This is a genomic window from Mesorhizobium sp. M0833 (genome assembly GCF_040319905.1).
Lineage (GTDB): Bacteria > Pseudomonadota > Alphaproteobacteria > Rhizobiales > Rhizobiaceae > Mesorhizobium.
The window spans coordinates 59,702-83,904 of sequence record NZ_JAMYOQ010000011.1; the positions used below are offsets into that span (position 1 = coordinate 59,702).

Annotated in this window: 26 protein-coding genes; 3 read left to right on the top strand and 23 right to left on the bottom strand. The window is 62.0% G+C overall.

Translation table 11 applies throughout. The features are described from left to right. Window positions 1-29 precede the first annotated feature (29 nt). Both NKH98_RS14690 and NKH98_RS14695 read right to left on the bottom strand, forming a co-directional pair. Window positions 30-2,033, bottom strand: a complete 2,004-nt coding sequence (locus NKH98_RS14690; RefSeq protein ID WP_352899407.1) for a hypothetical protein — start codon at window positions 2,031-2,033, stop codon at window positions 30-32. Beyond that, window positions 2,030-3,559: an NAD(P)H-hydrate dehydratase gene (locus NKH98_RS14695; protein WP_352899409.1), complete on the bottom strand. Its 1,530-nt coding sequence runs from the start codon at window positions 3,557-3,559 to the stop codon at window positions 2,030-2,032. Before NKH98_RS14695 ends, NKH98_RS14690 begins: the two co-directional genes overlap by 4 nt. A gap of 364 nt (window positions 3,560-3,923) precedes the next feature. Between NKH98_RS14695 and NKH98_RS14700 the strand changes: the two genes are divergently transcribed. Together NKH98_RS14700 and glnA are read left to right on the top strand one after the other, a co-directional pair. Further along, window positions 3,924-4,262, top strand: coding sequence for a P-II family nitrogen regulator (locus NKH98_RS14700; protein ID WP_019857988.1), 339 nt, complete (start codon window positions 3,924-3,926; stop codon window positions 4,260-4,262). 53 nt (window positions 4,263-4,315) lie between these two features. Next, window positions 4,316-5,725 (top strand): type I glutamate--ammonia ligase, encoded by a 1,410-nt coding sequence (glnA, locus tag NKH98_RS14705; RefSeq protein ID WP_254817166.1) that lies wholly within the window; start codon window positions 4,316-4,318, stop codon window positions 5,723-5,725. Between the two features lie 119 nt (window positions 5,726-5,844). Here glnA and NKH98_RS14710 read toward each other — a convergent pair whose 3' ends face one another. Continuing rightward, window positions 5,845-6,885, bottom strand: coding sequence for a glutamine synthetase beta-grasp domain-containing protein (locus tag NKH98_RS14710; RefSeq protein WP_352899412.1), 1,041 nt, complete (start codon window positions 6,883-6,885; stop codon window positions 5,845-5,847). A gap of 319 nt (window positions 6,886-7,204) precedes the next feature. Here NKH98_RS14710 and NKH98_RS14715 point away from each other — a divergent pair, with 319 nt between their 5' ends. Next, window positions 7,205-7,399 carry a DUF2735 domain-containing protein gene (locus NKH98_RS14715; RefSeq protein ID WP_352899415.1) on the top strand — a complete coding sequence of 65 codons (195 nt, stop codon included), beginning with the start codon at window positions 7,205-7,207 and terminating at the stop codon, window positions 7,397-7,399. A 76-nt stretch (window positions 7,400-7,475) separates the two neighbouring features. Here the strand turns inward: NKH98_RS14715 and NKH98_RS14720 are convergent, their stop codons facing one another. The 20 genes from NKH98_RS14720 to rplR all read right to left on the bottom strand — a co-directional run bounded on the left by NKH98_RS14720 (window position 7,476) and on the right by rplR (window position 24,187). After that, the gene (locus NKH98_RS14720; RefSeq protein WP_254817163.1) at window positions 7,476-9,362 is read right to left on the bottom strand and encodes an MFS transporter; all 1,887 of its coding nucleotides are present in this window, start codon (window positions 9,360-9,362) and stop codon (window positions 7,476-7,478) included. Between the two features lie 185 nt (window positions 9,363-9,547). Next, window positions 9,548-10,339 (bottom strand): ATP12 family chaperone protein, encoded by a 792-nt coding sequence (locus tag NKH98_RS14725; protein WP_352899418.1) that lies wholly within the window; start codon window positions 10,337-10,339, stop codon window positions 9,548-9,550. Window positions 10,340-10,341: 2 nt separating this feature from the next. After that, window positions 10,342-11,199, bottom strand: coding sequence for a DMT family transporter (locus NKH98_RS14730; protein ID WP_502894261.1), 858 nt, complete (start codon window positions 11,197-11,199; stop codon window positions 10,342-10,344). Between the two features lie 68 nt (window positions 11,200-11,267). Beyond that, window positions 11,268-12,248, bottom strand: a complete 981-nt coding sequence (locus NKH98_RS14735; protein WP_352507446.1) for an RluA family pseudouridine synthase — start codon at window positions 12,246-12,248, stop codon at window positions 11,268-11,270. Window positions 12,249-12,310: 62 nt separating this feature from the next. Beyond that, window positions 12,311-12,649: a DUF190 domain-containing protein gene (locus NKH98_RS14740; RefSeq protein WP_254817158.1), complete on the bottom strand. Its 339-nt coding sequence runs from the start codon at window positions 12,647-12,649 to the stop codon at window positions 12,311-12,313. Further along, window positions 12,646-13,017, bottom strand: coding sequence for a fluoride efflux transporter CrcB (crcB, locus tag NKH98_RS14745; protein WP_254817401.1), 372 nt, complete (start codon window positions 13,015-13,017; stop codon window positions 12,646-12,648). The genes NKH98_RS14740 and crcB (NKH98_RS14745) overlap by 4 nt, the downstream gene beginning before the upstream one ends. Window positions 13,018-13,142: 125 nt before the next feature. Continuing rightward, on the bottom strand, window positions 13,143-13,529 hold the full coding sequence (gene crcB / locus NKH98_RS14750) for a fluoride efflux transporter CrcB (RefSeq protein ID WP_352806837.1): 387 nt from the start codon (window positions 13,527-13,529) through the stop codon (window positions 13,143-13,145). Between the two features lie 31 nt (window positions 13,530-13,560). Further along, entirely contained in the window at window positions 13,561-14,391 is an 831-nt protein-coding gene (locus NKH98_RS14755; RefSeq protein WP_352899421.1) for an aspartyl/asparaginyl beta-hydroxylase domain-containing protein, read from the bottom strand. 136 nt (window positions 14,392-14,527) lie between these two features. Further along, window positions 14,528-15,838 carry a replication-associated recombination protein A gene (locus NKH98_RS14760; RefSeq protein WP_352899423.1) on the bottom strand — a complete coding sequence of 437 codons (1,311 nt, stop codon included), beginning with the start codon at window positions 15,836-15,838 and terminating at the stop codon, window positions 14,528-14,530. A 43-nt stretch (window positions 15,839-15,881) separates the two neighbouring features. Next, window positions 15,882-17,369: a DegQ family serine endoprotease gene (locus NKH98_RS14765; RefSeq protein WP_352899426.1), complete on the bottom strand. Its 1,488-nt coding sequence runs from the start codon at window positions 17,367-17,369 to the stop codon at window positions 15,882-15,884. 194 nt (window positions 17,370-17,563) lie between these two features. Further along, the gene (gene rplQ / locus NKH98_RS14770) at window positions 17,564-17,995 is read right to left on the bottom strand and encodes a 50S ribosomal protein L17 (RefSeq protein ID WP_023675127.1); all 432 of its coding nucleotides are present in this window, start codon (window positions 17,993-17,995) and stop codon (window positions 17,564-17,566) included. Between the two features lie 116 nt (window positions 17,996-18,111). Then, window positions 18,112-19,122: a DNA-directed RNA polymerase subunit alpha gene (locus tag NKH98_RS14775; protein ID WP_023675128.1), complete on the bottom strand. Its 1,011-nt coding sequence runs from the start codon at window positions 19,120-19,122 to the stop codon at window positions 18,112-18,114. Window positions 19,123-19,226: 104 nt separating this feature from the next. Beyond that, the gene (rpsK, locus tag NKH98_RS14780; RefSeq protein ID WP_023799279.1) at window positions 19,227-19,616 is read right to left on the bottom strand and encodes a 30S ribosomal protein S11; all 390 of its coding nucleotides are present in this window, start codon (window positions 19,614-19,616) and stop codon (window positions 19,227-19,229) included. Between the two features lie 139 nt (window positions 19,617-19,755). Then, window positions 19,756-20,124, bottom strand: coding sequence for a 30S ribosomal protein S13 (gene rpsM, locus NKH98_RS14785; RefSeq protein WP_006205445.1), 369 nt, complete (start codon window positions 20,122-20,124; stop codon window positions 19,756-19,758). 198 nt (window positions 20,125-20,322) lie between these two features. Continuing rightward, window positions 20,323-20,934, bottom strand: a complete 612-nt coding sequence (locus tag NKH98_RS14790; RefSeq protein ID WP_254817153.1) for an adenylate kinase — start codon at window positions 20,932-20,934, stop codon at window positions 20,323-20,325. Continuing rightward, window positions 20,931-22,271: a preprotein translocase subunit SecY gene (gene secY / locus NKH98_RS14795; RefSeq protein WP_023675130.1), complete on the bottom strand. Its 1,341-nt coding sequence runs from the start codon at window positions 22,269-22,271 to the stop codon at window positions 20,931-20,933. The genes NKH98_RS14790 and secY overlap by 4 nt, the downstream gene beginning before the upstream one ends. A 191-nt stretch (window positions 22,272-22,462) precedes the next feature. Continuing rightward, window positions 22,463-22,936, bottom strand: coding sequence for a 50S ribosomal protein L15 (rplO, locus tag NKH98_RS14800; protein ID WP_023675131.1), 474 nt, complete (start codon window positions 22,934-22,936; stop codon window positions 22,463-22,465). A gap of 22 nt (window positions 22,937-22,958) precedes the next feature. Then, a complete protein-coding gene (gene rpmD, locus NKH98_RS14805) occupies window positions 22,959-23,156 on the bottom strand; it encodes a 50S ribosomal protein L30 (RefSeq protein WP_006205449.1) in 198 nt (65 codons plus the stop codon). A gap of 24 nt (window positions 23,157-23,180) precedes the next feature. Beyond that, a complete protein-coding gene (gene rpsE, locus NKH98_RS14810) occupies window positions 23,181-23,744 on the bottom strand; it encodes a 30S ribosomal protein S5 (protein ID WP_006333394.1) in 564 nt (187 codons plus the stop codon). Window positions 23,745-23,827: 83 nt separating this feature from the next. Next, window positions 23,828-24,187: a 50S ribosomal protein L18 gene (gene rplR, locus NKH98_RS14815; RefSeq protein ID WP_023675132.1), complete on the bottom strand. Its 360-nt coding sequence runs from the start codon at window positions 24,185-24,187 to the stop codon at window positions 23,828-23,830. Between the last annotated feature and the right edge of the window lie 16 nt (window positions 24,188-24,203).

A 24,203-nucleotide genomic window follows, 5' to 3' on the forward strand; every position in this document is an offset into this window, starting at 1 on the left:
CTACTGCGGCCAATGTCAGAGTCGTCGGCCTATTCCGCTTCCGCCGCTCCGAACCCGGCTCCCATCGTCGCGCTGACAGCGCCCGACCACGGCGTGGCGTGATTGTCGATGCGCATCTGGAAGATGAAATAGGTCGGCGAGCAGAAGCCGTTGCCTTTCACCTTGCCGATGCCCGGCGTATCGGGCGGCAGCGACTGGCACATGTAATCCTCGCGACAGAAATGGTCGGTAGAGCAGGCGGGACGATTACCGCGATTGACAGCGCCGCCCAGGCACTGGTCGAAATTATTGGTCGCCACGCAGGTGTCGAATTTTTTGCCGCCGACCAATCCGCAAATCTCGTTCGGCATCGGCTTGCCCGGTTTGAAGGCGGCAAAGCTGCGATCCCGATCGTCGCAGCCGCGATAGGCGATACCCGCCGGCACGCCGATCTTCGGCGGTCGGCAGGTGTAGCCGGTACGCGAAATGCCTGGCGCGAACGCCGCGAACTGGCCGGTGATGATATAGCGGTCATTGAAAGGTTGCGCCGGGTTGCTGGTGATCGAGCCGGTCAGGCACGGATGGCCGGAGAATATGTTTTCGCTGTCCTTGGGCAACAGACATTGCGCCAGCTTGGTGCGCACGCCGGACGCGGTCGCTAGCGGCGTGCAGACGGTGCCGCCGCCGCATTGCCAAGTCGCGCCGAAGCGGGCTGCATCTTCCGGCATGAAGCACGGCATCGCCATTTCGGCCGGCGAATAGGCAATTTCGCCGGCATCGTTCCATGTCGCCGGCGGCGCGAAGGACAGCGGGCGGAAGCGGTTCGGTTCCTTACCCCTCGCAGTCGCGTGCAGCCAGGCGACGCGGCGCGGGATGTCGGCGTGGAGATGCGGTGAGATACCGACCTCGATGCGGTTGAGCGGCGAGGTCGTCTTGTCATCCAGGCCGATAAAGTGGAACCCGGCGGTCGAACCCGCCTGATGGCAGCCCTGGCAGGCGCCATTGTCCAGCCGCTCGACCAATGCTTCTGGCGTGCGCACCAGCTTCCGCTTGGAATAATCGAGCCCGGCGAAATCCGCGGGCCGGAACAGTGGCGTGAACGGGTGGTTGGCCTGCCTTGCGCTGCCGAAAGTCGACCACGAGACTACCTTCTTTGCCAAGAACTTATCGGGGATTTGGTAGACACCGAGGTCGATTGCCGCGACATTGGTGCGGACATAGTCGGCAAGTCTTGCTTTCAGCGCAGCATCGTCGGCGAGACGTGCCGTGTCGGGCGTGTTTTCCAGCGGCTTTTCACTGACAGCCCCGCTGTCGATGCCGAAAATGCGCATGAGATAGGCGGCCTGTCCGCCGAATTCGGTCTCCTGGCCGGAGGGGAAGCGGACCACTTGCGCATTGAGCTCGAGCTGCTTGAAGGTGAGTGCCGCTCTTTCCAGCGGCCCGCCGAGCAGCCAGCCGGCATCGACGCTCTCGTCGAGTTGTGGTGCCCAGCGTCCGGCGACGCCGACACAACCGCCATCGGCATCCGGCGCGACATTGTAGATGGCACTGAAATTGAACGGCAGGCGCGAGGCCAAAACCTTGCCGTTCTTCTTGAAGCTGTAGGCGAGGCGATAGATAAAGCGCACTTCGCCGCAACTCGTGTCGCCTTGCAGCGCGGCGAAGTCGCGCCGATCGAGCCGGTTGACTATGCCGACGAGACGGAAGCGCGCGGCATCGGTCCTCAGCCAGCGCATGTCCATGACACGGCCGACATTGCCGTCGGTCACCTCGTAAAGCGGCCGGCCGCCGGCCTTCATCTCGGCCCGCAATGCTGCGACGTCGCTTGCAATCGTTTCGACGATCGCATGATAGGCCGGCGCCTTGTCGTAGAGAGTCTTCAAATCGCCCTTGCCATCGACGCCGAAAATGCCGGCGAAACCATAGCCCTTGCTGTCAAGCTCGGCGAGAACGGCCGGGTCGTCGACGATGGTTAGCGGAGTTTCGGCGTTCGCGGCCTGTACCATGGACATGGCACTAATGATCGCAACGAGCAGCGCAATCAGGCGGTTCATTCGGCAGCCATCCCGCGGCTTTCAACGAGCTCGCGCAGCACCGGCACCAGCGCCAGCGGCAGGTCCTCGGCGATCAGCCCCGGTCCGAAACGGGTGCCGGTCTCGGCATGGATCCAGACTGCCGCACAGGCCGCTTCGAAGGCTGGCATGCCCTGAGCCAGCAACCCGGCGATGATGCCCGACAGCACATCGCCCGAACCGGCCGTAGCCAGCCATGAGGCACCATTACTGTTGATCGCTGCCCGGCCATTGGGGGCCGCAATCACTGTGTCGGCGCCCTTGTAGACGAGGATAGCACCGGCACGCTTAGCGGCGGCGCGGGCCTTGGCGAGCTTGGACAAATCGTGGTGCCCGGCGACATCGGGAAAAAGCTTGGCGAACTCGCCCTCATGCGGCGTCATCACCAGAGCCGGCGTTTTCGATCGACGGGCGGCTTCGAACAGGGCATCCGGCGCGTCGCGAAACGAGGTGATGCCGTCGGCGTCGAGCACCAGCCCGTCGATCCCGCTGCCCTGCCCATGGGCGTTGCCGAGTACGACCAGGGCAAAATCGCGCGTTTTCTCCCCGATGCCAAATCCCGGGCCAAGCACGAAGGCCGATGGGCGGCGGCTGCCGACGAATTCGTCCACATCCGCGATAGTGTCTATCTTGTGCAGCATGACCGAGGTCAGATGCGCCGCGTTCACCTGCATGGCGTTCGCCGGCGACAGCAAGGTGACGGCCCCTGCCCCGCTGCGGGCCGCGGCAAGCGCCGACAGCCGCGCAGCACCCGTCGCCGACGGTCCGCCGGAAAAGACGCCAACATGGCCGCGCTTGTATTTATGGGCGTCCACCGCCGGAACCGGAAGGCGGTCAAGCCAGAGCGCCGGAATGTTCTCGAATGTTCGCGGTTGAAGCTGCGCAACGATGCTGTTGTCTATGCCGATATCGGCGAGCTCGATGTCGCCGCACAGCTCGCGCCCCGGCAACAGCAGATGGCCTGGCTTTTTTCGCGCGAAGGTCACCGTGGTCCGGGCCCGGAAGGCCTTTCCTAACACATTGCCGCTCTCCCCTGAAACGCCCGACGGCAGGTCGACCGCCACAACCGGCAAGTTCAATTCGGCCGCAATGTCGATCACCTTGGTGGCGTCGCCGGACAGCGGCTTGGACAGCCCCGCCCCATAGAGCGCGTCAACCACGACGGAGCCCACCTCGGCAACGAAATCCGACAGCGGCCGAGCTTCAACCGGGCATTCCGAGGCAGCGAGTGCCGCATCACGGCCGCCTTTGGGCGATCCGGACGCCCACACAGAGACATCGACGGCGCTCTCCCGAAGGATGCGGGCCACGACATAGCCGTCGCCGCCATTGTTACCGGGGCCGCAAAGCACGTGGACGCGTGTCGCCGCCGGGTAGCGCTTGAGCACTACGGCGGCAACCGCGGCGCCGGCATTGCGCATCAGGCCAATACCCTCGAATGGACCGGCGGCAATCGCCAGCCGGTCGGCCTCGGCCATTTCGGAGGGAGACAAAAGTTCGTTGCTCATGGAATATCAGGCGACATGCACATCATTTCCCCAAGCATTGTACAGTTTTTGATCCGACGCAAACAACGAAGGTCCCCAAGCAAATTTGGCGGCGCACCTCGTTCGGGACGACGGCGCGCAGCTGCTCATGAAATATCCGATCTGCCCAATATTTGTGCGGACGGCAGGACCAGCGGTGTGTAGGCTCGCGGCGTTCATGGCGCATCGGACGCAGCGAATGATGCGAATGTACATTCCTGCGCGGCATGGTATCCAAATCATGTGAGGCTGCTCGGCGCCCCATCAATTGGCACAGTTCGTGCTTGATTGAGGCGCAAGCGGGGCTCACAACCCGTCTTTTTTGGCAGTGGAGGCCACTTTTTACATGAAAAAGATCGAAGCGATCATCAAGCCGTTCAAGCTAGACGAAGTGAAAGAAGCGCTTCAGGAGGCCGGGCTGCAAGGCATCACCGTGACCGAAGCCAAGGGCTTTGGCCGCCAGAAGGGCCACACCGAGCTTTATCGCGGCGCCGAATATGTCGTCGACTTCCTGCCAAAGGTGAAAATCGAGGTCGTGCTCGGCGACGATGCGGTCGAAGCCGCGATCGAAGCCATCCGCAAAGCGGCCCAGACCGGCCGTATCGGCGACGGCAAGATCTTCGTCTCGAACATCGAGGAAGTGGTGCGCATCCGCACCGGCGAAACCGGCATGGACGCCGTCTGAATTTTCCCGTTAAAAGGCCACGTTCAAACGTCATCACATAGGGAAGCAGGGACATGACGACAGCCAAAGACATCATGAAGCAGATCAAAGACAACGACGTGAAGTTCGTTGATCTGCGCTTCACCGATCCGAAGGGCAAACTGCAGCACGTAACGATGGATGTCGTCGAGGTCGAGGAAGACATGTTTGCCGATGGCGTCATGTTCGACGGTTCCTCGATCGCCGGCTGGAAGGCGATCAACGAGTCCGACATGGTGCTGATGCCCGATGCGGATACGGTGCATATGGACCCGTTCTTCGCCCAGTCGACCATGGTCATCCTGTGCGACATTCTCGATCCGATCTCGGGAGAATCCTACAACCGCGACCCCCGCGGCACCGCCAAGAAGGCCGAGGCCTACATGAAGGCCGAAGGCATCGGCGACCAGATCTTCGTCGGTCCTGAAGCCGAGTTCTTCGTGTTCGACGACGTCAAGTACAAGGCCGATCCCTACAACACCGGCTTCAGGCTGGATTCCACCGAACTGCCGTCCAATGACGACACCGACTATGAGACCGGCAATCTCGGTCACCGGCCGCGCATCAAGGGCGGCTATTTCCCGGTGCCGCCGATCGATTCGGCACAGGACATGCGTTCGGAAATGCTCACTGTGCTCGCCGAAATGGGCGTGCGCGTTGAAAAGCACCATCACGAAGTGGCCGCCGCGCAGCACGAGCTCGGCATCAAGTTCGACACGCTGGTCCGCAACGCAGACAAGATGCTGATCTACAAATATGTCGTGCACCAGGTCGCCAACGCCTATGGGAAGACGGCCACTTTCATGCCGAAGCCGGTGTTCGGCGACAATGGCTCGGGCATGCATGTCCACCAGTCAATCTGGAAGGAAGGCAAGCCGACTTTCGCCGGCAACGAATATGCCGGCCTGTCCGAGAGCTGCCTGTTCTACATCGGTGGCATCATCAAGCATGCGAAGGCGATCAACGCCTTCACCAACCCGCTGACCAATTCCTACAAGCGCCTGGTTCCGGGCTATGAAGCGCCGGTGCTGCTCGCCTATTCGGCACGCAACCGCTCGGCCTCGTGCCGCATTCCGTTCGGCTCGTCGCCGAAATCCAAGCGCGTCGAGGTCCGCTTCCCCGATCCTGGTGCCAACCCCTATCTCGCATTTGCCGCCATGCTGATGGCCGGCCTCGACGGCATCAAGAACAAGATCCACCCGGGACAGCCGATGGACAAGGATCTCTACGACCTGCCGCCGAAGGAATTGAAGAAGATCCCGACCGTCTGCGGGTCGCTGCGCGAAGCCCTGCAGAGCCTCGACAAGGACCGCGGCTTCCTGAAGGCCGGCGGCGTCTTCGACGACGACCAGATCGACAGCTATATCGAGCTCAAGATGGCCGAAGTGATGCGCTTCGAAATGACCCCGCATCCGGTCGAATACGATATGTATTATTCGGTGTGATCCCGAACCTCATAGTCACGTAGAAAAAACCCCGGCGGTTACGCCGGGGTTTTTTATGCAATGCGATGGGAACGAAAGTCACGGCGGAGACACCCGAGGTCCGCGCCGTGAACGCATTCTCAAGCCGCGGCCGAAACCTCGGCGCTGGTCGGGACGGAGGCGATCGTCTTCAATATCTGCGAAGCGATCTGGTAGGGGTCGCCCTGCGAGTTCGGACGGCGATCCTCGAGATAGCCCTTGTAGCCGTTGTTGATAAAGGAATGCGGCACGCGGATCGAAGCGCCGCGGTCGGCGATGCCGTAGCTGAACCTGTTCCAGGGCGCGGTCTCGTGCTTGCCGGTCAAACGCTTGTCGTTGTCCGGCCCATAGACGGCGATGTGGTCCATCAGGTTTTTGTCGAAGGCTGCCATCAGCGCCTCGAAATAGCCCTTGCCACCGACTTCGCGCATATAGGCGGTCGAGAAGTTGGCATGCATGCCGGAGCCGTTCCAATCGGTGTCCCCGAGCGGCTTGCAGTGGTATTCGATGTCGATGCCGTACTTCTCGGTCAGGCGCTGCAACAAATAGCGCGCCATCCACATCTGGTCGGCGGCCTTCTTGGAGCCCTTGCCAAAGATCTGGAATTCCCACTGGCCTTTGGCCACCTCGGCGTTGATGCCTTCATGATTGATGCCGGCGGCAAGGCAAAGGTCGAGATGCTCCTCGACGATCTGCCTGGCGACGGAGCCGACATTGCTGTAGCCGACGCCAGTGTAGTACGGGCCTTGCGGCGCCGGATAGCCACTCTCGGGGAAGCCGAGCGGACGGCCGTCCTTGTAGAAGAAATATTCCTGCTCGAAGCCGAACCAGGCGCCCTCGTCGTCGAGAATGGTGGCGCGCTTGTTGGACGCATGCGGCGTCACGCCGTCCGGCATCATGACCTCGCACATGACGAGCGCGCCATTGGTGCGGGCGGGATCCGGATAGACGGCGACCGGCTTCAAAACGCAGTCGGAGCTGTGGCCCTCGGCCTGCATGGTCGAAGAACCGTCGAAGCCCCACAGCGGAAGCTGCTCGAGCGTCGGAAACTCGGCATAGTCCTTGACCTGCGTCTTTCCGCGAAGATTGGGAACCGGGGTGTATCCATCGAGCCAAATGTACTCGAGCTTGTATTTCGTCATTCTAGCCTCTCGTTGCTTGATCACCGAACCCTGGATGGCGCCGGGGCGAGCCGGCCTATCCAGCAGCCGACCTGCCGGACTAGTAAAATGCAATTCGTGTGCCATTCTCGCCGGCGACGGATGCGGCAAAAGTGAGGTTCTATCCGCCCAAAATCGCTGGTCCGCCGTCATGCTGCGCTCGGATCATCCACAAGCACATTTTGCACAAATAATGTGCACGTACCGATCTTTTCGTAATCATATTGCCTAATTCGGTTGCTGAACCTATGTTGGGGAAAGGTTGAATCGGCAAGGTTCTGTCGAAGAAAGGAAACCGACAATGGAAATCACTTCCACTCGTCAGTCGGCCAAAATCCTGATGTTCCCGGTGGCAGCGCGCGCCTCTGCCTCAAATTTAAGCGGAAAGGCTAAGTCCGCGGCAGAACTTGCTTCTTTGCGCAACCGAACGGATTTCGGAAGTGCCTGGTATCATGAGGCAGCGATCGAGGAAGCGAAACAGGATCGGAAGAGCTAAGCCCTGCACTCGATAAATTGAAAAAGCCCGGCGCGATCGCTCGCGCCGGGCTTTGCTTTGAACCGGGACGGGCCGGCTACTGTTTGGTGTGCAGGTCCGTTCCGAGCGTGTCCCTGATAAAGATCATGCCGATGATCAGCGACATCGCCGCGATCACCACTGGGTACCAGAGACCGTAGTAGATATCGCCCTTGTAGGCGCTGAGCGCGAACACCGTCGCCGGCAGCAGCCCGCCGAACCAGCCATTGCCGATGTGATAGGGCAAAGACATGCCGGTGTAACGGATGCGGGTCGGGAACATCTCGACCAGGATCGCGGCGATCGGCCCGTACACCATCGTGACGAAGACCACGAGGATGAACAGGATGGCGATCGTCATCGGCCAGTTGACCGCTGCAGGGTCGGCAAACATGGCGAAGGGACCGCCGCCGGGTACGGTATAGACGGTGACCTCGGGGGCTCCCGCAGCCTCGTCGGCAGTCAGCAGCTTGTCCTTGATCGCCTGGTCAGTCGGAACGGTAGCCTTGTCGCCGGCGCGGATTGCCGCGGCATCGAGCTTCAGCTCAGGATTGGCCGCAATAAAGGCCTCGAGCTTCTGGTCCGGCACCTTGGCGGCTGCCCGCTTCAGCGGGTAGCCGCCATCCCGAAGTGCGGTGTAGACCGCCTTGGCGAAAGCGGCATCCTTGGCCTTGGCCTGATCGCCGGCAGCAGTGGCGTCATAAGACTCAACCGTCTCGTTGCCGATTTTGACCGACGCGGCTGTACCGGGCGCCGCAGTCGATACCACGTCGTAGGGCACCGAGTTCTTGGTCAGGAACGAGGTGGCGATATCGCACGAGGTCGTGAACTTCGCAGTGCCCACCGGGTTGAACTGGAACTTGCAGTCTCCCGGTGCCGCGGTCACCGTCGCACGGGTGTTCTGCTGCGCTGTTGCGAGCGCCGGATTGGCTGCCCAGGTCAGCGCCTTGAACAACGGAAAGGTGCAGACGATCGCCAGCGCAAGGCCGGCCATGATGATCGGCTTGCGGCCGATCTTGTCGGAAAGCCAGCCGAACACGACGAAGAAGATCGAGCCGATCGCCAGCGCAATGGCGATCATGATGTTGACCGATTGCGCCTCGACCTTGAGCACGTTCTGCAGGAAGAACAGCGCATAGAACTGGCCGTTGTACCAGACCACGGCCTGACCGGCGGTAAGGCCGAGTAGCGCCAGCAGCGCGATTTTTGCGTTCTTCCACTGGCCGAAAGCTTCCGTCAATGGTGCCTTGGAGCCTTTGCCTTCGTCCTTCATGCGCTGGAAGGTCGGCGATTCGGAGAGCGACAGCCGGATCCAGAGCGAGATGCCGAGCAGCAGGAAGGAGACCAGGAAAGGAACGCGCCAACCCCAGGCGGCATAAGTTTCCTTGCTCATCGAGGCCTGCACGATCAGGATGACGATCAGCGACAGGAACAGGCCGAGCGTCGCCGTCGTCTGGATCCATGACGTGTAGTAGCCGCGGCGGTCGTCGGGCGCATGTTCGGCGACATAGGTCGCGGCGCCGCCATATTCGCCACCGAGCGCCAGGCCCTGCAGCATGCGCAGGATGATCAGGATCACCGGCGCGGCGATGCCCCAGCTCGCATATCCGGGCAGAAGGCCGACCAGGAAGGTCGACAGGCCCATGATCGTCATGGTGACGAGGAAGGTATATTTACGGCCGACGAGATCACCGATGCGGCCGAACAGCAGGGCGCCAAACGGGCGCACCAGGAAACCGGCCGCGAAGGCGAGCAGGGCGAAGATGTTGCGTGTCGCTTCCGGCGCCGACGAGAAGAAGGTGGCGCCAATGAAGGCGGCCAGCGAGCCGTAGAGATAAAAATCGTACCATTCGAAAACGGTGCCGAGCGAAGAAGCGAAGATGACCTTCTTCTCCTCGCGTGTCATGCCGCGGCTTGTTTTGCCGGCGGTCGATGCCATTGCCATGAGCGTATCCTCCCGTGTGATTCCGTCAGTCCTCGATGCTGCACGTCATCGCCCGCGTTTCCTCGCAACGCAGACTCAGTGCAGCCACCGGTGCAAAAAATGACAGAAAGCAGTGCCCAGAGGCAGACCGCCTTTGGGATTATGACTTTGGTCTAATGTGCAGTGCGAAATAGCGGGCGGTGCCGTCAGCCTTTGAGAGCTTCGAGCAGCTTGACTGCGGCCATCATGTCGCGTTTGCGGGCAGCGCGGCGCGCGAGCGCCTCTGCATCATGGCCCCATTGCTCGGCCTGCCAGTCCTCGTCGACATGACCGGCAGCCCAGGCCGCCTCGCCGTCGAGCTCGCCGAAGTCGACGGCGATCGCCAGCAGCGCCGATCCGGTCAGCGAGGTCATGACGTGAATGGCGGCAAGGCGCAGCGGATCGGCACGTTGGGCAAGATGCTGGCCGAGCAGCGCGATACTCTCGCGCGGCTGTTCGACATGGATCACGCCTTCGGCGAGATGGAACCGGGCGCCGAGTGCGCTGCGCACCCAGTCGATGACCGGGTCCCAATGCTCGTTCTGCCGGTCGACTAGTCCGTGGGGCGCATCGGCGCGGTAGCAGAGCAGATCGGATGAGGCGAAGCGCAGTATGTCCTCCAGCACCGCCTGGGGATCACTGGCGACGCCATCGATTGCCGTATTGACCAGACGCATCACCGGCATCGTCACCGGGTCGATGGTCTCCTCCTGTGCGGCGAATTCGTCGGCGACGAGAGTAGCCGCCTTTTCGGTCGGCAGCGCCAGCAGCGCTTTGGCCGGCGTGCGGACGGGCTTGCCATCGAGATGGACGGCAAAACCATCTTCGACCGGCGCGACTGCGACGGTCTTGTAGAAGCGCTTCGGCAGTTGCGTCTTCATCTGGATCTGGGCGCGACGCACCGGGTCCGGATCGGAGAGCTGCTTTCCAGCTTCGAGGTCGTTCAATATGTCGCGCATGCTCATCCGGGGGCTTGTTTTCGGGCCGGCCGGTTGACGATGATAAGACCGGCGGCGATGAGGCCGAGTGCCAGGAAGATACGAACTGTCAACGGCTCGTTCAAGAAGACGGCGCCGCAGAGCACACCGAACACCGGCGACAGGAAGGTGAAGCTCGACAGTCCAGATGCAGGGTAGCGCCGGAGCAGCCAGAACCACAGAACATAGGTGAACGCGACGACGTAGACGGCCTGGAACAACAGAGCCAAGGTCGGCAGAACTGCAAAGCTGCGGACTGGCGGGCCGGCAAAAGGCATCACCAAAATCCCGACGACGGCGGCCCCGGCCAGCTGATAGAGCAGCAGCTTTTCGGCGCTGGCCGTGACCAGCTTCGACCGCTTGATGACGATATTGGTCACGGCCCACAGAATGCCGGCGCCGAGACTGAGCAAATCGCCGCTCAATGTTGCGCCGCCATTGGCGCTCAGTTTGTCGGAAAACACCGCGACCAGTCCGGCGAAAGCGAGCAGAAGACCAACGAGCTTGCGTGCCGTGATGCTTTCACCCAGCAGGAAATGGCCGCCGACCAGCATCCAGAACGGCATGGTGTTGACCAGCAAGGTGTTGCGCACGACGGTGGTGTGTTCGAGCCCGACATACAGAAACAGGAACTCGAGACCGAAAAGCGCGCCTGCCAGAATGCCGGCGACGAGGGTCTTGTCGGGCGTGAACAGCGCGATGCCGCGCCAGCGGCACCAGCCGAAAACACACAGGCCGCCGATCACCGAGCGGGCGATCGACAGGAAAACGGGATCGTAGCCGGCATAGGAGATCTTGGCGGCGACGTAGTTCAGCCCCCAGGAACAAGTCAGCCCAACCATGATGGCGGAGGCCGCCAGATCGACCGCGTCACGGCGGTCGAGCGTATCTGTGGCGACGCCCACCGGCCCTAGTCCTCCGCGCTTGCGTCGTCGAAGCCGATCAGGTTCCAGCTCTGGCGCATGTGCGGCGGCATCGGCGCGGTGACGTCGACGAACCCCTTATCGGGATGCGGGATGACGATGCGGCGGGCGTGCAGATGCAGACGGTTCTGCATGCCGCCGGGAAAATCCCAATTGGTGTCGGCCTCGAAATATTTGGGGTCACCGATGATCGGGCAGCCGATATGCGCGGCGTGGACACGAAGCTGGTGGGTGCGGCCGGTATACGGCTCCATCTCCAGCCAGGTCATCGTCTGTGCAGCCTGCTCGATGACACGGTAGTAAGACACGGCGTGGTCGGCGCCCTTTTCGCCATGCTTGGCGATGCGCACGCGATCGCCGTCGGGCGTCGGTTCCTTAATCAACCAGGTCGAGATCTTGTCCTCGCGCTTCGGCGGCACACCCTTGACCAGCGCCCAGTAGGTTTTCTTCGTCTCACGCGCCCGGAACGCTTCGGCGAGCTTCATGGCGGCGAGCCTTGTACGGGCGACAACCAGAACACCCGACGTGTCGCGGTCGAGCCGGTGCACCAGACGCGGCTTCTCGCCCTTTTGGTTGCGCCAGGCTTCCAGCATGTCGTCGACATTGCGGGTGACCCCCGAGCCGCCTTGCACCGCCAGGCCGGCCGGCTTGTTGAAGACAAAGACCTTCGGGTCCTCATGGATCAGCATCTTGGCTAGGACATCGGCGTCGCCCTGGTTGCGTATCGAATGGCCGGTCAGCGGGCTTTCGCCTTTCTTGTCGACTTCGAGCGGCGGCACACGCACCGTTTGGCCGGCTTCGACGCGGGTATCGGCCTTCACCCTGCCGCCGTCGACGCGGATCTGGCCGGAACGCAGCAGCTTCTGCAGATGACCAAAACCGAGACCGGGGAAATGGCTCTTGAACCAGCGGTCGAGCCGCATGCCCGCCTCACCGGCGTCCACTGTGATCTGTTCAACGCCTGCCATGATTCCAATCGCCGTTTTGCAGGCATGCAACGGCATTCGCCGGCACCCGCAATCTCACTCGGTTATTCGTTGTCGGTTCCATATTGCAGAACCTGAACTTTCTCCAGCGTAATCAAACCACTTGTCATGATTGTTTCAAGAACGGGCAGGAAAGCGGCCAATTTTTCCTCGTCATCGACGATCTCGATGACCAGGGGCAGATCCTCCGATAGGCGGAGGATCTTCGTGGTGTGAAGCCGGCTGGAATGGCCGAACCCCATCGCGCCGCGCAGGACGGTCGCGCCGGCGATCTGCATTTCGCGGGCCCTCAGCACGATAACCTCATACAGCGGACGGCCATCTGCCTTGTCGTTTTCGCCGATAAATATGCGCAGCAATTGCGCCTGTGTTGGTATCTTCATTGCCTGGACCCTCTCAGCCGGTTGAGGCGAACTGCAAAGATGTGGCCAAGCCAGACGGCGGCAAGCCAGGCCACCACGGAGATCGCGATATTGAGTCCCGCCGCCAGAAACCTCCCGCCTTGCGCGAGGGTGAGCGTTTCAAGGCTGAAGGCCGAGAAGGTCGTCAGGCCGCCACAGAAGCCGGCCATGAAGAACTGGCGCTGCAGCGGACCGGCGAAGACACGACCATCCGGTCCCGTCAATGTCGCGTAGAAGCCGATGAGGAATGAGCCGACAATGTTGACGAGGAGTGTGCCGAAGGGAAATCCAGCGCCCCACAGGGCAGTGCTCGTCGATGAGGCAAGCGCCCGCAGCACACCGCCGATCATGCTGCCTGCGGCCACGGTCGCATAGAGCCGAACCGCTTCGGAGGTTCTGCGCCAACCAATGAGACGTCCGCCATGCCCGGCCGCGGCAGTCTCCGTCCCGTCGTGGCGGAGCTTCCGCGGGCCGCTCACGGCGCCCCGCTGCCAATCAGAAGACTTCCCGCGGCAAAGCCCAGCGTCACGCCGCCGAGGCTCAGGAAAACCGAAAGCAGCACATTTCCGCCGGCGCGCAGCCATTCGCCCTCGCGCGCCAGCGCCAGCGTCTGCAGGCTGAAGGAAGACACCGTGGTGTAGCAGCCGAGGCCGCCGGTGACGGCAAAGGCCCAGATGGCGGGCATGCCGTCGCGCGCCACCGCATGCGCAACGACACCGATTGCAAACGCTCCCGAGACGTTGACCACCATCGTGCCCCAGGGAAAGGTCTCGCCAACCCGGCGGGCGACGAAGCCGGACAAGAAGAAGCGGGCCATTGCGCCGATCGCGCCACCAAGGCAGACAAGCAACAGATGATACATCGTGCTCCCTCGCGCCGGTCACACTACGGTGTCAGGCGGCTCCGGCTTTCTTCGGCTTGCTGGAGGCGATCATCTTCCAGTTTTTGTAGAACATGGCATTGATGCGCTCGACGCTGACCGAAACGATGGCCAGGAGGCTCGCGATCAGACCGGGAAACGGCGACGGGCGAATGATGTCCATGAACACACAGTAGCGGCGCCCGTCATACTGGTTGACCGAGCGATGCAGCAGTGTGTCATCGAAGATGAACAGCGGGTTCTCGTGCCAGTAGTTCTTGGCGTTGCCGCACTCGACAAACACTTCCGATTTCACCGGGATGAGGTTGTAGAGAATGCGCAGGCTGAGCCGGAGCGGGCCAAAGTGCCAGGAAGTCGATTCCCTGCCGCTGAAAACAGAAACGGCAATCGTCTTGATATATTTGAAATCCTTGTTGAATTCGGCAACGTTGTCTATTTTGTGCTTGCCATACCACTGATAGACATACATGCCGCGCCGGCCGCTGCCGAAATTGGCGTCGATATCGGCGATGATCTCGTCCTTGCGCGCCTTGAATACGTCCAGGACCTCGTTGACCTCGCGTTGATAGTCCGGAGGAAACTGGTCCAGTTTCCAGACACCCCTGTTTCTGTAGCACAGCAGATCGACCAGCAGATTGAAGGGCGAAAGCAGCCAGGTGAAGATGCCGTTGCCGAGGAAATAACCACTGAACAGGGCCCAGTTCTTGTTGTCGTTGCGCAACACGTCGATCAGACCGAGGACAATGAAAATTGTCATCAGGATGGGAATGAAATAAAAGCCGAGCGCCAGCAGCGGGATCGCTATGGCGAACTTCCGAAGGGTCTTGCGAGATTTTTTCGTCATTTTTCCACGCGCCAGGCGCGATTCCGTTCTGAATATCGTCGGTACGTTTCTGGCCTGTCCGCCGGCCGAAGGCGCATCTTGATAGGGTTTTTTGTCACGCCAGACAACGGCGATCACGCCACTGTGCGACTGGCAGCTATTTTTCCCGCTCGCTGCGCAGCTTCGCCCAATAATCCAGCCGCTTCCTGATATCGCGCTCGAAGCCGCGCTCGGGCGGGTCGTAGAATGTCTGCCTTCCCATCTTCTCCGGAAAATAGTCCTGGCCGGAAAAAGCGTCGGGCTCGTCGTGGTCGTAGCGATAGCCGGCGCCGTAATCTTCCTGTTTCATCAGCTTGGTCGGCGCATTGAGAATGTGCTTGGGCGGCAGCAGCGAACCGAATTCCTTCGCCGCCTGTGTGGCGGCCTTGAACGCGGTATAGACTGCATTGGATTTCGGCGCGGTGGCGAGATAGACGGTCGCCTCGGCGAAGGCCAGTTCGCCCTCGGGCGAGCCCAGATAGTCGTAGGCGTCCTTGGCGGCGTTAGCGACGACGAGCGCCTGCGGGTCGGCCAGCCCGATATCCTCCATCGCCATGCGCACCAACCGGCGCCCGAGATAAAGCGGATCTTCGCCGGCGTCGAACATGCGGGCCAGATAGTAGAGTGCCGCGTCGGGGTCGGAGCCGCGCACCGATTTATGCAAGGCGGAGATCAAATTGTAATGGCCGTCCTGGCCTTTGTCGTAGATCGGCGCGCGGCGCTGGACGATGCGCTGCAGAGCTTCGGCGCCGAACACCTCCTTTGATTTCGCTGCGCGCCAGACCTCTTCGGCCAGCGTCAGCGCCGCGCGGCCGTCGCCGTCGCTCATGCGGATGAGCATCGCCCGTGCGTCTTCATCGAGCGGCAGCGCCCTGCCCTCTGCCTGCTCGGCCCGCGCCAGCAGCTTGGCGATGCTCTCCTCGCCGAGCGAGTGAAAGACCAGCACACGCGCACGCGACAGAAGCGCGGCGTTAAGCTCGAAGGACGGGTTCTCGGTGGTGGCGCCGACCAGCACCACGGTGCCGTCTTCCATCACGGGCAGAAAACTGTCCTGCTGGGCGCGGTTGAAGCGATGGATCTCGTCGACGAACAGCAGTGTCTGGCGGCCGTTCGAGCGGCGCAGCTTCGCTGCCTCGAACACTTTCTTCAGGTCGGCAACGCCCGAAAACACGGCCGAAATCTGTTCGAAGGCGAGGCTTGTCTCTCCGGCAAGCAGCCGTGCGACCGTTGTCTTGCCGGTGCCGGGCGGGCCCCAGAAAATCATCGAGCCGAGCGAGCCGGAGCCGATCAGCCGCGTCAGCGCGCCGTCGGGTCCGGTCAGATGCTCCTGGCCGACGACCTCGCCAAGGTTCTTCGGGCGCAGACGGTCCGCCAGCGGCCTGCCGGGCGGCGTCTTTTCCGGTTCATCGACACTGAACAGATCGGCCATGCAACTTCTTCTGCCTGGAGCCCGATCATGCTGACGGTCGGGCTCAGTAACGCAATACCTGGCGCAGTATCTGCCCGCCGCGCTCGACGGTAAAGCGCCACCAGCGCGTGTCCTGCTGGGCTACCTGTTCCAGCGTCGCCGCCTTGTCGATCGTCAGGCCATTGACCTCACGCACGACGTCGCCGGGCTGGAAGCCAAAATCAGCAGCGGGCGAATCGCGGTTGACGTCGACCACGGTGACGCCTTTGACATCGGTGCGCAGACCGAGCCGCTGGGCAAGCCGTGGCGACAGTTCAGCGACTTTGGCACCCGAAAACGGGCTACGCCCACGCAATGTGAGTTCCGCAGCCTTGGCGCCTTCGGGCGGTCGTTCCAGAGCGATGTCCATCGTCGCCTGCTGACCCTTGCTCAGAACGCCGAAGCTGGCATTCGTACCAATCGACAGCGTCGCCATCCGGTAGTCCAGCGCGCCGACGCTCTCGACCGGCTTGCCGTTGAGCGACAGCACTACGTCGCCAGGCTTGAGCCCTGCCTTGGCCGCGGGTCCCGCCTCTTCGACTGAAGAAACCAGCGCACCGGTCGGTTTGTCCATGCCAAGCGATTCGGCAATCTGCGGCGTCACCGCCTCGAACTCGGCACCGGCATACGGCCGCTCGAAGAAGTCGAGCCCAGCCTTGGCCGCATCGGCGAAAGCGCGGACCATGTTCGAAGGGATGGCAAAGCCGATGCCGATCGAGCCGCCGCTACGGCTATAGATCGCGGTGTTGATGCCGATCAGTTGCCCTCCCATGTTGACCAGCGCGCCACCGGAATTGCCGGGGTTGATGGCGGCGTCGGTCTGGATGAAGAAGCTGGAATCGGAGATGCCGATATGGCTGCGCGCCACCGCCGAAATAATGCCGCTGGTGGTGGTCTGGCCGACCCCGAACGGATTGCCGATCGCCAAAACCAGGTCGCCGACCTCGAGCGCGTCGGAATCGCCGATGGCGATCACCGGGAACGGCTTGTCGGAAGAAATCTTGAGCACGGCGAGGTCGAGCGTCTCATCCTTGAGCAGCACCTTACTGTCGAATTCGCGCCCGTCGGCGGTCGCGACCTTGACCTGGTCGGCGTCCTTGACGACATGGAAATTGGTCACCACGACGCCGGTCGGATCGACCAGTACCCCCGAACCGAGCGACGACTGCGCGCGCGGCTGCGAGCGGCCGAAGAACTCCTCGAAAAACGGATCGCCGTCGAAGGGTGACGCCACCTTGGCGGTCTGCGAGGCGTAGACATTGACTACAGCCGGCGCCGTCTGCTTGACCAGCGGCGCAAAGGACAGCTGCACCTCCTCGCGGCCGAACGGCACGCGCTTGTCGGGGCCGGAGGTGGCGTTTTCGCCTTCGACGCCATGCAACAGATCGGTCAGCACGTCGGACAGACCAGGATCTGGCTTGGTCTCCTCCGCCAGCGTGTGCCTGGCCGCCGGCACGAGGGCCAACGCCATCAAGGCGCAGATCAGAACAATGGACAGCCGTTTAACGCGCATTCCGAATCCTCCAAGTCGGGCGCCATTGTCCTGACGATTGTGCAAAATGAAAGGCTAAGCCGCTGAAATCCGATTATTTTGGGTAGTCGCCGCAAAAACCGGTGACCAAACCCCTACCAGCCCTGCCCGGTTACCTTCGGAAACAGAAAAAGGGGCCCGGAGGCCCCTTTTGAACTTCTCAGGAAAGCCGAGCCTTATGCGGCCGCGGCTTCCTCTTCGGTGCCTTCAGCCTCGATGCGGGCACGGTCGCCGGCGCCCTTGGCCGAGGTGTCGCGGTCGACGAACTCGATGACCGCCATTGCCGCGTTATCACCGTGGCGGAAGCCGGCCTTCATGATGCGCAGATAGCCGCCGTTGCGGGTGGCATAACGTGGCGCGATGGTATCGAACAGGCGCTTGACGACGCCTTCATTGCCGATCTGGGCAATAACCTGGCGGCGGGCGTGCAGGTCGCCGCGCTTGCCGAGCGTCACCAGCTTCTCGACGATCGGACGCAAATCCTTCGCCTTCGGTAGCGTGGTGAGGATCTGCTCGTGCTCGATAAGCGACACGGCAAGGTTGGCAAACATCGACTTGCGATGGCTTATGCTGCGGGCGAACCGGCGGCCTTTAAATCCGTGGCGCATGGCTCTTCTCCTTCATTGCGGTTTCAAGAGGCCTGAGCCCCAGTTGGTTAGCCGCATGATCTTGTCCGAAAAGTCTGCAACTTTTTGCTGCGCTGACCTTCGGTTCGGGATCATGCTTAATATTGATCTTCGTAACGCTTGGCGAGGTCTTCGATGTTTTCCGGCGGCCAGTCCGGCACTTCCATGCCGAGATGCAGGCCCATGGCCGCCAGGACTTCCTTGATCTCGTTCAGCGACTTGCGGCCGAAGTTCGGGGTGCGCAGCATCTCGGCTTCGGTCTTCTGGATCAGGTCGCCGATATAGACGATGTTGTCGTTCTTCAGGCAGTTGGCCGAACGCACCGAAAGCTCGAGCTCGTCGACCTTCTTGAGCAGCGCCGGGTTGAAGGCAAGCTCGGTAACCTGTTCGGCGGCGACTTCCTTCTGCGGCTCGTCGAAATTGACGAACAGGCCGAGCTGGTCCTGCAGGATGCGAGCGGCGAAGGCCACTGCGTCCTCGCCCGAGATCGAACCATCGGTCTCGATGGTCATGGTCAGCTTGTCATAGTCGAGAACCTGGCCCTCGCGGGTGTTCTCGACCTTGTAGGAGACCTTCTTGACCGGCGAATACAGGCTGTCGACGGGGATCAGCCCGATCGGCGCGTCCTCGGCGCGGTTGCGGTCGGCCGGCACATAGCCCTTGCCGGTGTCGACGGTGAATTCCATGCGGATTTCAGCGCCCTCGTCCAGCGTGCAGATGACGTGGTCGGGATTGAGGATCTCGACGTCGCCAACCGTCTGGATGTCGCCGGCGAGAACTGCACCCGGTCCCTGCTTGCGTACGACCATGCGCTTGGGGCCGTCGCCTTCCATGCGGATGGCGATTTCCTTGATGTTCAAGACGATGTCGGTCACGTCCTCGCGCACGCCGGCGATGGACGAGAATTCATGCAGAACGCCGTCGATCTGCACGGCGGTCACAGCCGCGCCACGCAGCGAAGATAGAAGCACGCGGCGCAGCGCGTTGCCGAGGGTGAGGCCGAAGCCGCGCTCGAGCGGCTCGGCGACGAGCGTGGTCAGCGTCTTCTTCTTCGACGAGAACTCGATCTTGTTCGGCTTGATCAGTTCTTGCCAATTTTTCTGGATCATAGTGCTTTCCTTCCGTTGTCCCGCCACCATCCAATCGTGGCGGGCGACCTGGAATGCCGTGGAGGAGCGCCCTTGAGGCGCTCGCGCGGCGTTCGGTAAATTCTTTAGACGCGGCGCTTCTTGCGCGGGCGGCAACCATTGTGCGGGATCGGCGTCACATCACGGATCGAGGTGATGGTGAAGCCGGCGGCCTGCAGCGCGCGCAGCGCCGATTCACGACCGGAGCCGGGTCCACAGACCTCGACCTCGAGCATGCGCATGCCGTGTTCCTGGGCCTTCTTGGCAACATCTTCGGCGGCCATCTGGGCAGCGAACGGGGTCGACTTGCGCGATCCCTTGAAGCCCTGGGCTCCAGCCGACGACCAGGCAATCGAGTTACCCTGCGCGTCGGTGATGGTGATCATCGTGTTGTTGAAGGTCGAATTGACATGGGCAACGCCCGACGAGATGTTCTTGCGTTCGCGACGGCGAACACGAGTGGCTTCCTTGGCCATGATGGTCCTTTCAGTTGATCTCTACACCGCCGTAATGCCAGCGGCTCCACCAGGGAGAAGGCAGTAGGGGAATATGGCAGTAGGGCAGTATGTCTGCCGTTCCTATTGCCTTACTGCCCTACTCCCTTACTGCCCTAAATTACTTCTTCTTTCCGGCAATCGACTTGGCTGGGCCCTTGCGGGTGCGCGCATTGGTATGCGTGCGCTGGCCACGAACCGGCAGCGAGCGGCGGTGACGCAGGCCGCGGTAGCAGCCGAGGTCCATGAGTCGCTTGATGTTCATCGACACTTCGCGGCGCAGGTCGCCCTCGACCTGGTAATCGCGGTCGATGGTCTCGCGGATCTGCAGCACTTCCGCGTCGGTCAGCTGGTTGACGCGACGCTCGGCCGGGATGCCGACCTTGTCGACGATCTCCTGGGCGAACTTCTTGCCAATGCCGTGAATGTATTGAAGCGCGATGACGACGCGCTTGTTGGTCGGAATGTTGACGCCGGCTATACGAGCCATGTTCTTCTCTTCTCCATGTAGGCCGGGCGAGCCGGCGCTTCAAGTTGCCCCGCGTCCGGTGGAGGCCGGCCCTTGCGGGAGTTTCCAGTTCAAAGCGGCCTGCCTTGCCCTTGCGGACAAGCAAGCCTCATGCCTGATAGGAAGACGGGCCGCCATACCCCAGCGGGCCGCTCCAGTCAAGCGCAATCGTTCGATTCTCTAGCCGGCCGCTCGGCCAACCTGCCGGGTCGTCGCCCTGAGCACCGCCTCGATCTGCTGCGTCACCGCATCGATGTCGGCCATGCCATCGACGCCCCTAAGTTTGCCCTTGGCATAGTAGTAGCCGATCAGCGGCGAGGTTTTCTTGTAATATTCCCTCAAGCGTTCTTCGAACACCGCTGGACTGTCGTCCTTGCGCACTGGCAGGCCTGCGGCCTTGGCTTCTTCGGCGCGCTTGACGATTCGGCCAACCAGCGCCTTGTCGTCGACGACAAATTCGATGACCGCGTCTAGCTCCAGTCCGCGATCCGACAGCATTTCCTCAACGGCGTCCGCTTGCACCAGAGTTCGCGGATACCCGTCAAGGATGAAACCGTTTGCGCAATCAGCTTGATCGATGCGCTCGGCCACGATGGCATTGACGATAGCGTCGGACACCAGTTCGCCAGCGTCCATCACCGCCTTGGCGCGCTTGCCGACTTCGGTGCCGGCCTGAACAGCAGCACGCAGCATGTCCCCCGTGGAAAGCTGTGGGATGCCGTGTCGTTCTACCAGTCTCAGTGCTTGTGTCCCCTTGCCCGCCCCCGGCGGTCCAAGCAATATCAACCTCATCTGGCCTTTTTCCCCCCGCGCAGCTTCGACTTCTTGATCAGGCCCTCATACTGGTGCGCGATCAGGTGACCCTGAATCTGCGCCACCGTATCGAGCGTTACACTGACCACGATCAGGAGCGAAGTGCCACCAAGGTAGAACGGTACGCCAGTCGCTGAAATCAGGAACTCGGGCAGCAGACACACCAGCACCAGATAAATGGCGCCGACGACCGTGATGCGGGTGAGCACATAGTCGATATAATCTGCAGTGCGCTCGCCCGGACGATAGCCCGGGATGAAGCCCGAATGCTTCTTGAGCTGGTCGGCGGTGTCCTTCGGATTGAAGACGATCGCCGTATAGAAGAAGGCGAAGAACACGATCATCGCCGCGTAGAAGGCCATATAGAGCGGCTGGCCGTGGCCGAGCGCCGCCAGGATGGTGCTGGCCCATGCAGGCATATTGGTGGTCTGCGAGAAGCCGGCGACGGTCGCAGGCAGCAGCAGCAGCGACGAGGCGAAGATCGGCGGAATGACGCCGGACGTGTTGAGCTTCAGCGGCAGATGCGAGGTATCGCCCTGGAACATGCGATTGCCAACCTGGCGCTTGGGATACTGGATCAGCAGGCGGCGCTGGGCGCGCTCGAAGAAGACGATCAGCGCGATGACGATGATGGCGAGCACGATGATCGCCAGGATCAGGCCGGTCGACAAGGCGCCGGTGCGGCCAAGCTCCAGCGTGCCGGAGATGGCGCGCGGCAGGCCGGCGACGATGCCGGAGAAGATGATCAGCGAAATGCCGTTGCCGATGCCGCGGGCGGTGATCTGCTCGCCAAGCCACATCAGGAACATGGTGCCGCCGACCAGCGTGACGACGGTAGAGATGCGGAAGAACATGCCGGGATCGTTGACGATGCCGTTGCCGCCCTCAAGCCCGACCGAAATGCCGTACGCCTGGACCAGCGCCAGAAGCACTGTGCCGTAGCGTGTGTACTGGTTGATGATCTTGCGGCCCTGCTCGCCTTCCTTCTTCAGCGCTTCCAGCGACGGAATGACCGAGGTCATCAGCTGCATGATGATGGAAGCGGAGATATAGGGCATGATGCCAAGGGCAAAGATCGCCATGCGCTGCACGGCGCCGCCTGCGAACATGTTGAACATGCCGAGCACGCCCTTGCTCTGCGACGAGAAGGCCTGGGCGAAAGCGTCGGGATTGATGCCGGGCAGCGGGATATAGGTGCCAAGACGATAGACGAGCAGCGCGCCGATGGTGAACCAGATGCGCTTCTTCAAATCCTCGGCTTTGGCGAAGGCCGAAAAATTCAGATTCGAGGCTAGTTGTTCAGCAGCCGAAGCCATGCCTGATTCTCCGCTTGGTCACGCTCGATGCCCGCAGCTCAGGCGGCGCGTGTCACCGAAGCTCACGAGATAAGCTCCGGACTGCAAACATGCAAGCGGCCGCGTTGATGCGGCCGCCACATCTGTCGGATCAAAGCACGACCGAGGGCAAAACCGAATTCCGCCTTTGCCGACCGTGCTTCAAATTGCCGTTACTCGGCGGCTGCCTGCTCAGGCAGCTTCACCGAGCCGCCGGCCTTTTCGATCTTCTCGATCGCGGCCTTGGAGGCTCCGGCCACGTCGAAGGCAAGCTTGGCCTTGATATCGCCGTCCGAAAGGATGCGCACGCCGTCCTTGACGCGACGAATGACGCCGGCCGCAACCAGCGCCTCGGCCGTCACAACTGTCTTAGCGTCAAGCTTCTTGGCATCGAGCGCCGCCTGGATGCGGGCCAGCGACACGACGGTGAAGCTCTTGGCGAAGATATTGTTGAAGCCGCGCTTCGGCAGACGGCGGTACAGCGGCATCTGGCCACCCTCGAAGCCGTTGACGGCGACGCCGGAGCGCGCCTTCTGGCCCTTGACGCCGCGACCGGCGGTCTTGCCCGAACCGGAACCGATGCCACGGCCGAGACGCTTCTTGGAGTGCGTCGCGCCGTCCTTGTCACGCAGATCATTGAGTTTCATCTGGATTCTCCTGCGCTCTGGCTCAGCCCTCGTCCACGACGCGGACGAGATGCTGGACGGCAGCGATCATGCCGCGCACGGAGGGCGTGTCCTCCAGCGTACGCTGCTTGTGCATCTTGTTGAGGCCGAGGCCGACCAGCGTCGCGCGCTGCTCCTTCGGCCGGCGGATCGGCGAACCGATCTGCTCGACGGTGATGGTCTTGGTTGCTTTCTTGGCCATGGTCAGATCCCTGGTCAGCGTCGACTATTCTTCAGCCGCAACGGCGGTGCCGCGGCGGGCCTGAAGGGTCGAATACTTGATGCCGCGCGCGGCAGCTACATCCTTCGGATGCATCTGGCTCTTCAGCGCGTCGAAAGTGGCGCGAACCATGTTGTAGGGGTTCGAAGAACCCATCGACTTGGCGACCACGTCATGCATGCCGAGCGTCTCGAAAACGGCGCGCATCGGGCCGCCGGCGATGATGCCGGTACCTTGCTTGGCAGCGCGCAGCAGGACACGTCCCGCGCCCCAGCGTCCCTCGACGTCATGGTGCAGCGTGCGGCCCGAGCGCAACGGCACGAAGATCATGTCGCGCTTGGCCGATTCGGTCGCCTTGCGGATCGCCTCCGGCACTTCACGCGCCTTGCCGTGGCCGAAGCCGACGCGGCCCTTCTGGTCGCCGACGACAACGAGTGCTGCAAAGCCGAAGCGCCGGCCGCCTTTGACGACCTTGGCGACACGGTTGATGTGGACGAGCTTGTCGACCATGCCGTCGTCGCGCTCTTCGCGATCACGGCCGCGGCCGCCATCCCTACGTTCCTGTGCCATATCCTGTTCCTTGTTTTTTTCCGGAAGCACGGTTGATGATGATATCCGGCGGCCTCTTTGGGTCGCCGGGGCGAATTTCGATTTTAGAAGCTCAGACCACCTTCACGTGCAGCCTCGGCAAGCGCCTTGACGCGGCCGTGGTAGATGTAGGCGCCGCGGTCGAAGACCACTTCCTTGACGCCGGCCTTCGAGGCACGCTCGGCGATCAGCTTGCCGATGGCAGCTGCGGCCGCGGTGTCGGCGCCGGTCTTGAGCGAGCCCTTGAGCTCCTTCTCAAGCGTCGAAGCAGCCGCGATGGTGTGGCCCTTAGCGTCGTCGATCACCTGGACATAGATGTTCTTCGACGTGCGATGGACCGACAAACGCGGACGATCGCCGGCAACCTTTTTGATCTGGCGGCGGACGCGCTGAGCGCGGCGTTGGGTGGATTCTTTCGAGCCCATGATATCAGTTCCTTGC

Coding starts and splice junctions, on each gene's coding strand:
- NKH98_RS14690 (WP_352899407.1), bottom strand. CDS start 2,033: ATGAACCGCCTGATTGCGCTGCTCGTTGCGATCATTAGTGCCATGTCC.
- NKH98_RS14695 (WP_352899409.1), bottom strand. CDS start 3,559: ATGAGCAACGAACTTTTGTCTCCCTCCGAAATGGCCGAGGCCGACCGG.
- NKH98_RS14700 (WP_019857988.1), top strand. CDS start 3,924: ATGAAAAAGATCGAAGCGATCATCAAGCCGTTCAAGCTAGACGAAGTG.
- glnA (WP_254817166.1), top strand. CDS start 4,316: ATGACGACAGCCAAAGACATCATGAAGCAGATCAAAGACAACGACGTG.
- NKH98_RS14710 (WP_352899412.1), bottom strand. CDS start 6,885: ATGACGAAATACAAGCTCGAGTACATTTGGCTCGATGGATACACCCCG.
- NKH98_RS14715 (WP_352899415.1), top strand. CDS start 7,205: ATGGAAATCACTTCCACTCGTCAGTCGGCCAAAATCCTGATGTTCCCG.
- NKH98_RS14720 (WP_254817163.1), bottom strand. CDS start 9,362: ATGGCAATGGCATCGACCGCCGGCAAAACAAGCCGCGGCATGACACGC.
- NKH98_RS14725 (WP_352899418.1), bottom strand. CDS start 10,339: ATGCGCGACATATTGAACGACCTCGAAGCTGGAAAGCAGCTCTCCGAT.
- NKH98_RS14730 (WP_502894261.1), bottom strand. CDS start 11,199: ATGGTTGGGCTGACTTGTTCCTGGGGGCTGAACTACGTCGCCGCCAAG.
- NKH98_RS14735 (WP_352507446.1), bottom strand. CDS start 12,248: ATGGCAGGCGTTGAACAGATCACAGTGGACGCCGGTGAGGCGGGCATG.
- NKH98_RS14740 (WP_254817158.1), bottom strand. CDS start 12,649: ATGAAGATACCAACACAGGCGCAATTGCTGCGCATATTTATCGGCGAA.
- crcB (WP_254817401.1), bottom strand. CDS start 13,017: ATGATCGGCGGTGTGCTGCGGGCGCTTGCCTCATCGACGAGCACTGCC.
- crcB (WP_352806837.1), bottom strand. CDS start 13,529: ATGTATCATCTGTTGCTTGTCTGCCTTGGTGGCGCGATCGGCGCAATG.
- NKH98_RS14755 (WP_352899421.1), bottom strand. CDS start 14,391: ATGACGAAAAAATCTCGCAAGACCCTTCGGAAGTTCGCCATAGCGATC.
- NKH98_RS14760 (WP_352899423.1), bottom strand. CDS start 15,838: ATGGCCGATCTGTTCAGTGTCGATGAACCGGAAAAGACGCCGCCCGGC.
- NKH98_RS14765 (WP_352899426.1), bottom strand. CDS start 17,369: ATGCGCGTTAAACGGCTGTCCATTGTTCTGATCTGCGCCTTGATGGCG.
- rplQ (WP_023675127.1), bottom strand. CDS start 17,995: ATGCGCCACGGATTTAAAGGCCGCCGGTTCGCCCGCAGCATAAGCCAT.
- NKH98_RS14775 (WP_023675128.1), bottom strand. CDS start 19,122: ATGATCCAGAAAAATTGGCAAGAACTGATCAAGCCGAACAAGATCGAG.
- rpsK (WP_023799279.1), bottom strand. CDS start 19,616: ATGGCCAAGGAAGCCACTCGTGTTCGCCGTCGCGAACGCAAGAACATC.
- rpsM (WP_006205445.1), bottom strand. CDS start 20,124: ATGGCTCGTATAGCCGGCGTCAACATTCCGACCAACAAGCGCGTCGTC.
- NKH98_RS14790 (WP_254817153.1), bottom strand. CDS start 20,934: ATGAGGTTGATATTGCTTGGACCGCCGGGGGCGGGCAAGGGGACACAA.
- secY (WP_023675130.1), bottom strand. CDS start 22,271: ATGGCTTCGGCTGCTGAACAACTAGCCTCGAATCTGAATTTTTCGGCC.
- rplO (WP_023675131.1), bottom strand. CDS start 22,936: ATGAAACTCAATGATCTGCGTGACAAGGACGGCGCGACGCACTCCAAG.
- rpmD (WP_006205449.1), bottom strand. CDS start 23,156: ATGGCCAAGAAAGCAACCAAGACCATCACCGTCGAGCAGATCGGTTCG.
- rpsE (WP_006333394.1), bottom strand. CDS start 23,744: ATGGCACAGGAACGTAGGGATGGCGGCCGCGGCCGTGATCGCGAAGAG.
- rplR (WP_023675132.1), bottom strand. CDS start 24,187: ATGGGCTCGAAAGAATCCACCCAACGCCGCGCTCAGCGCGTCCGCCGC.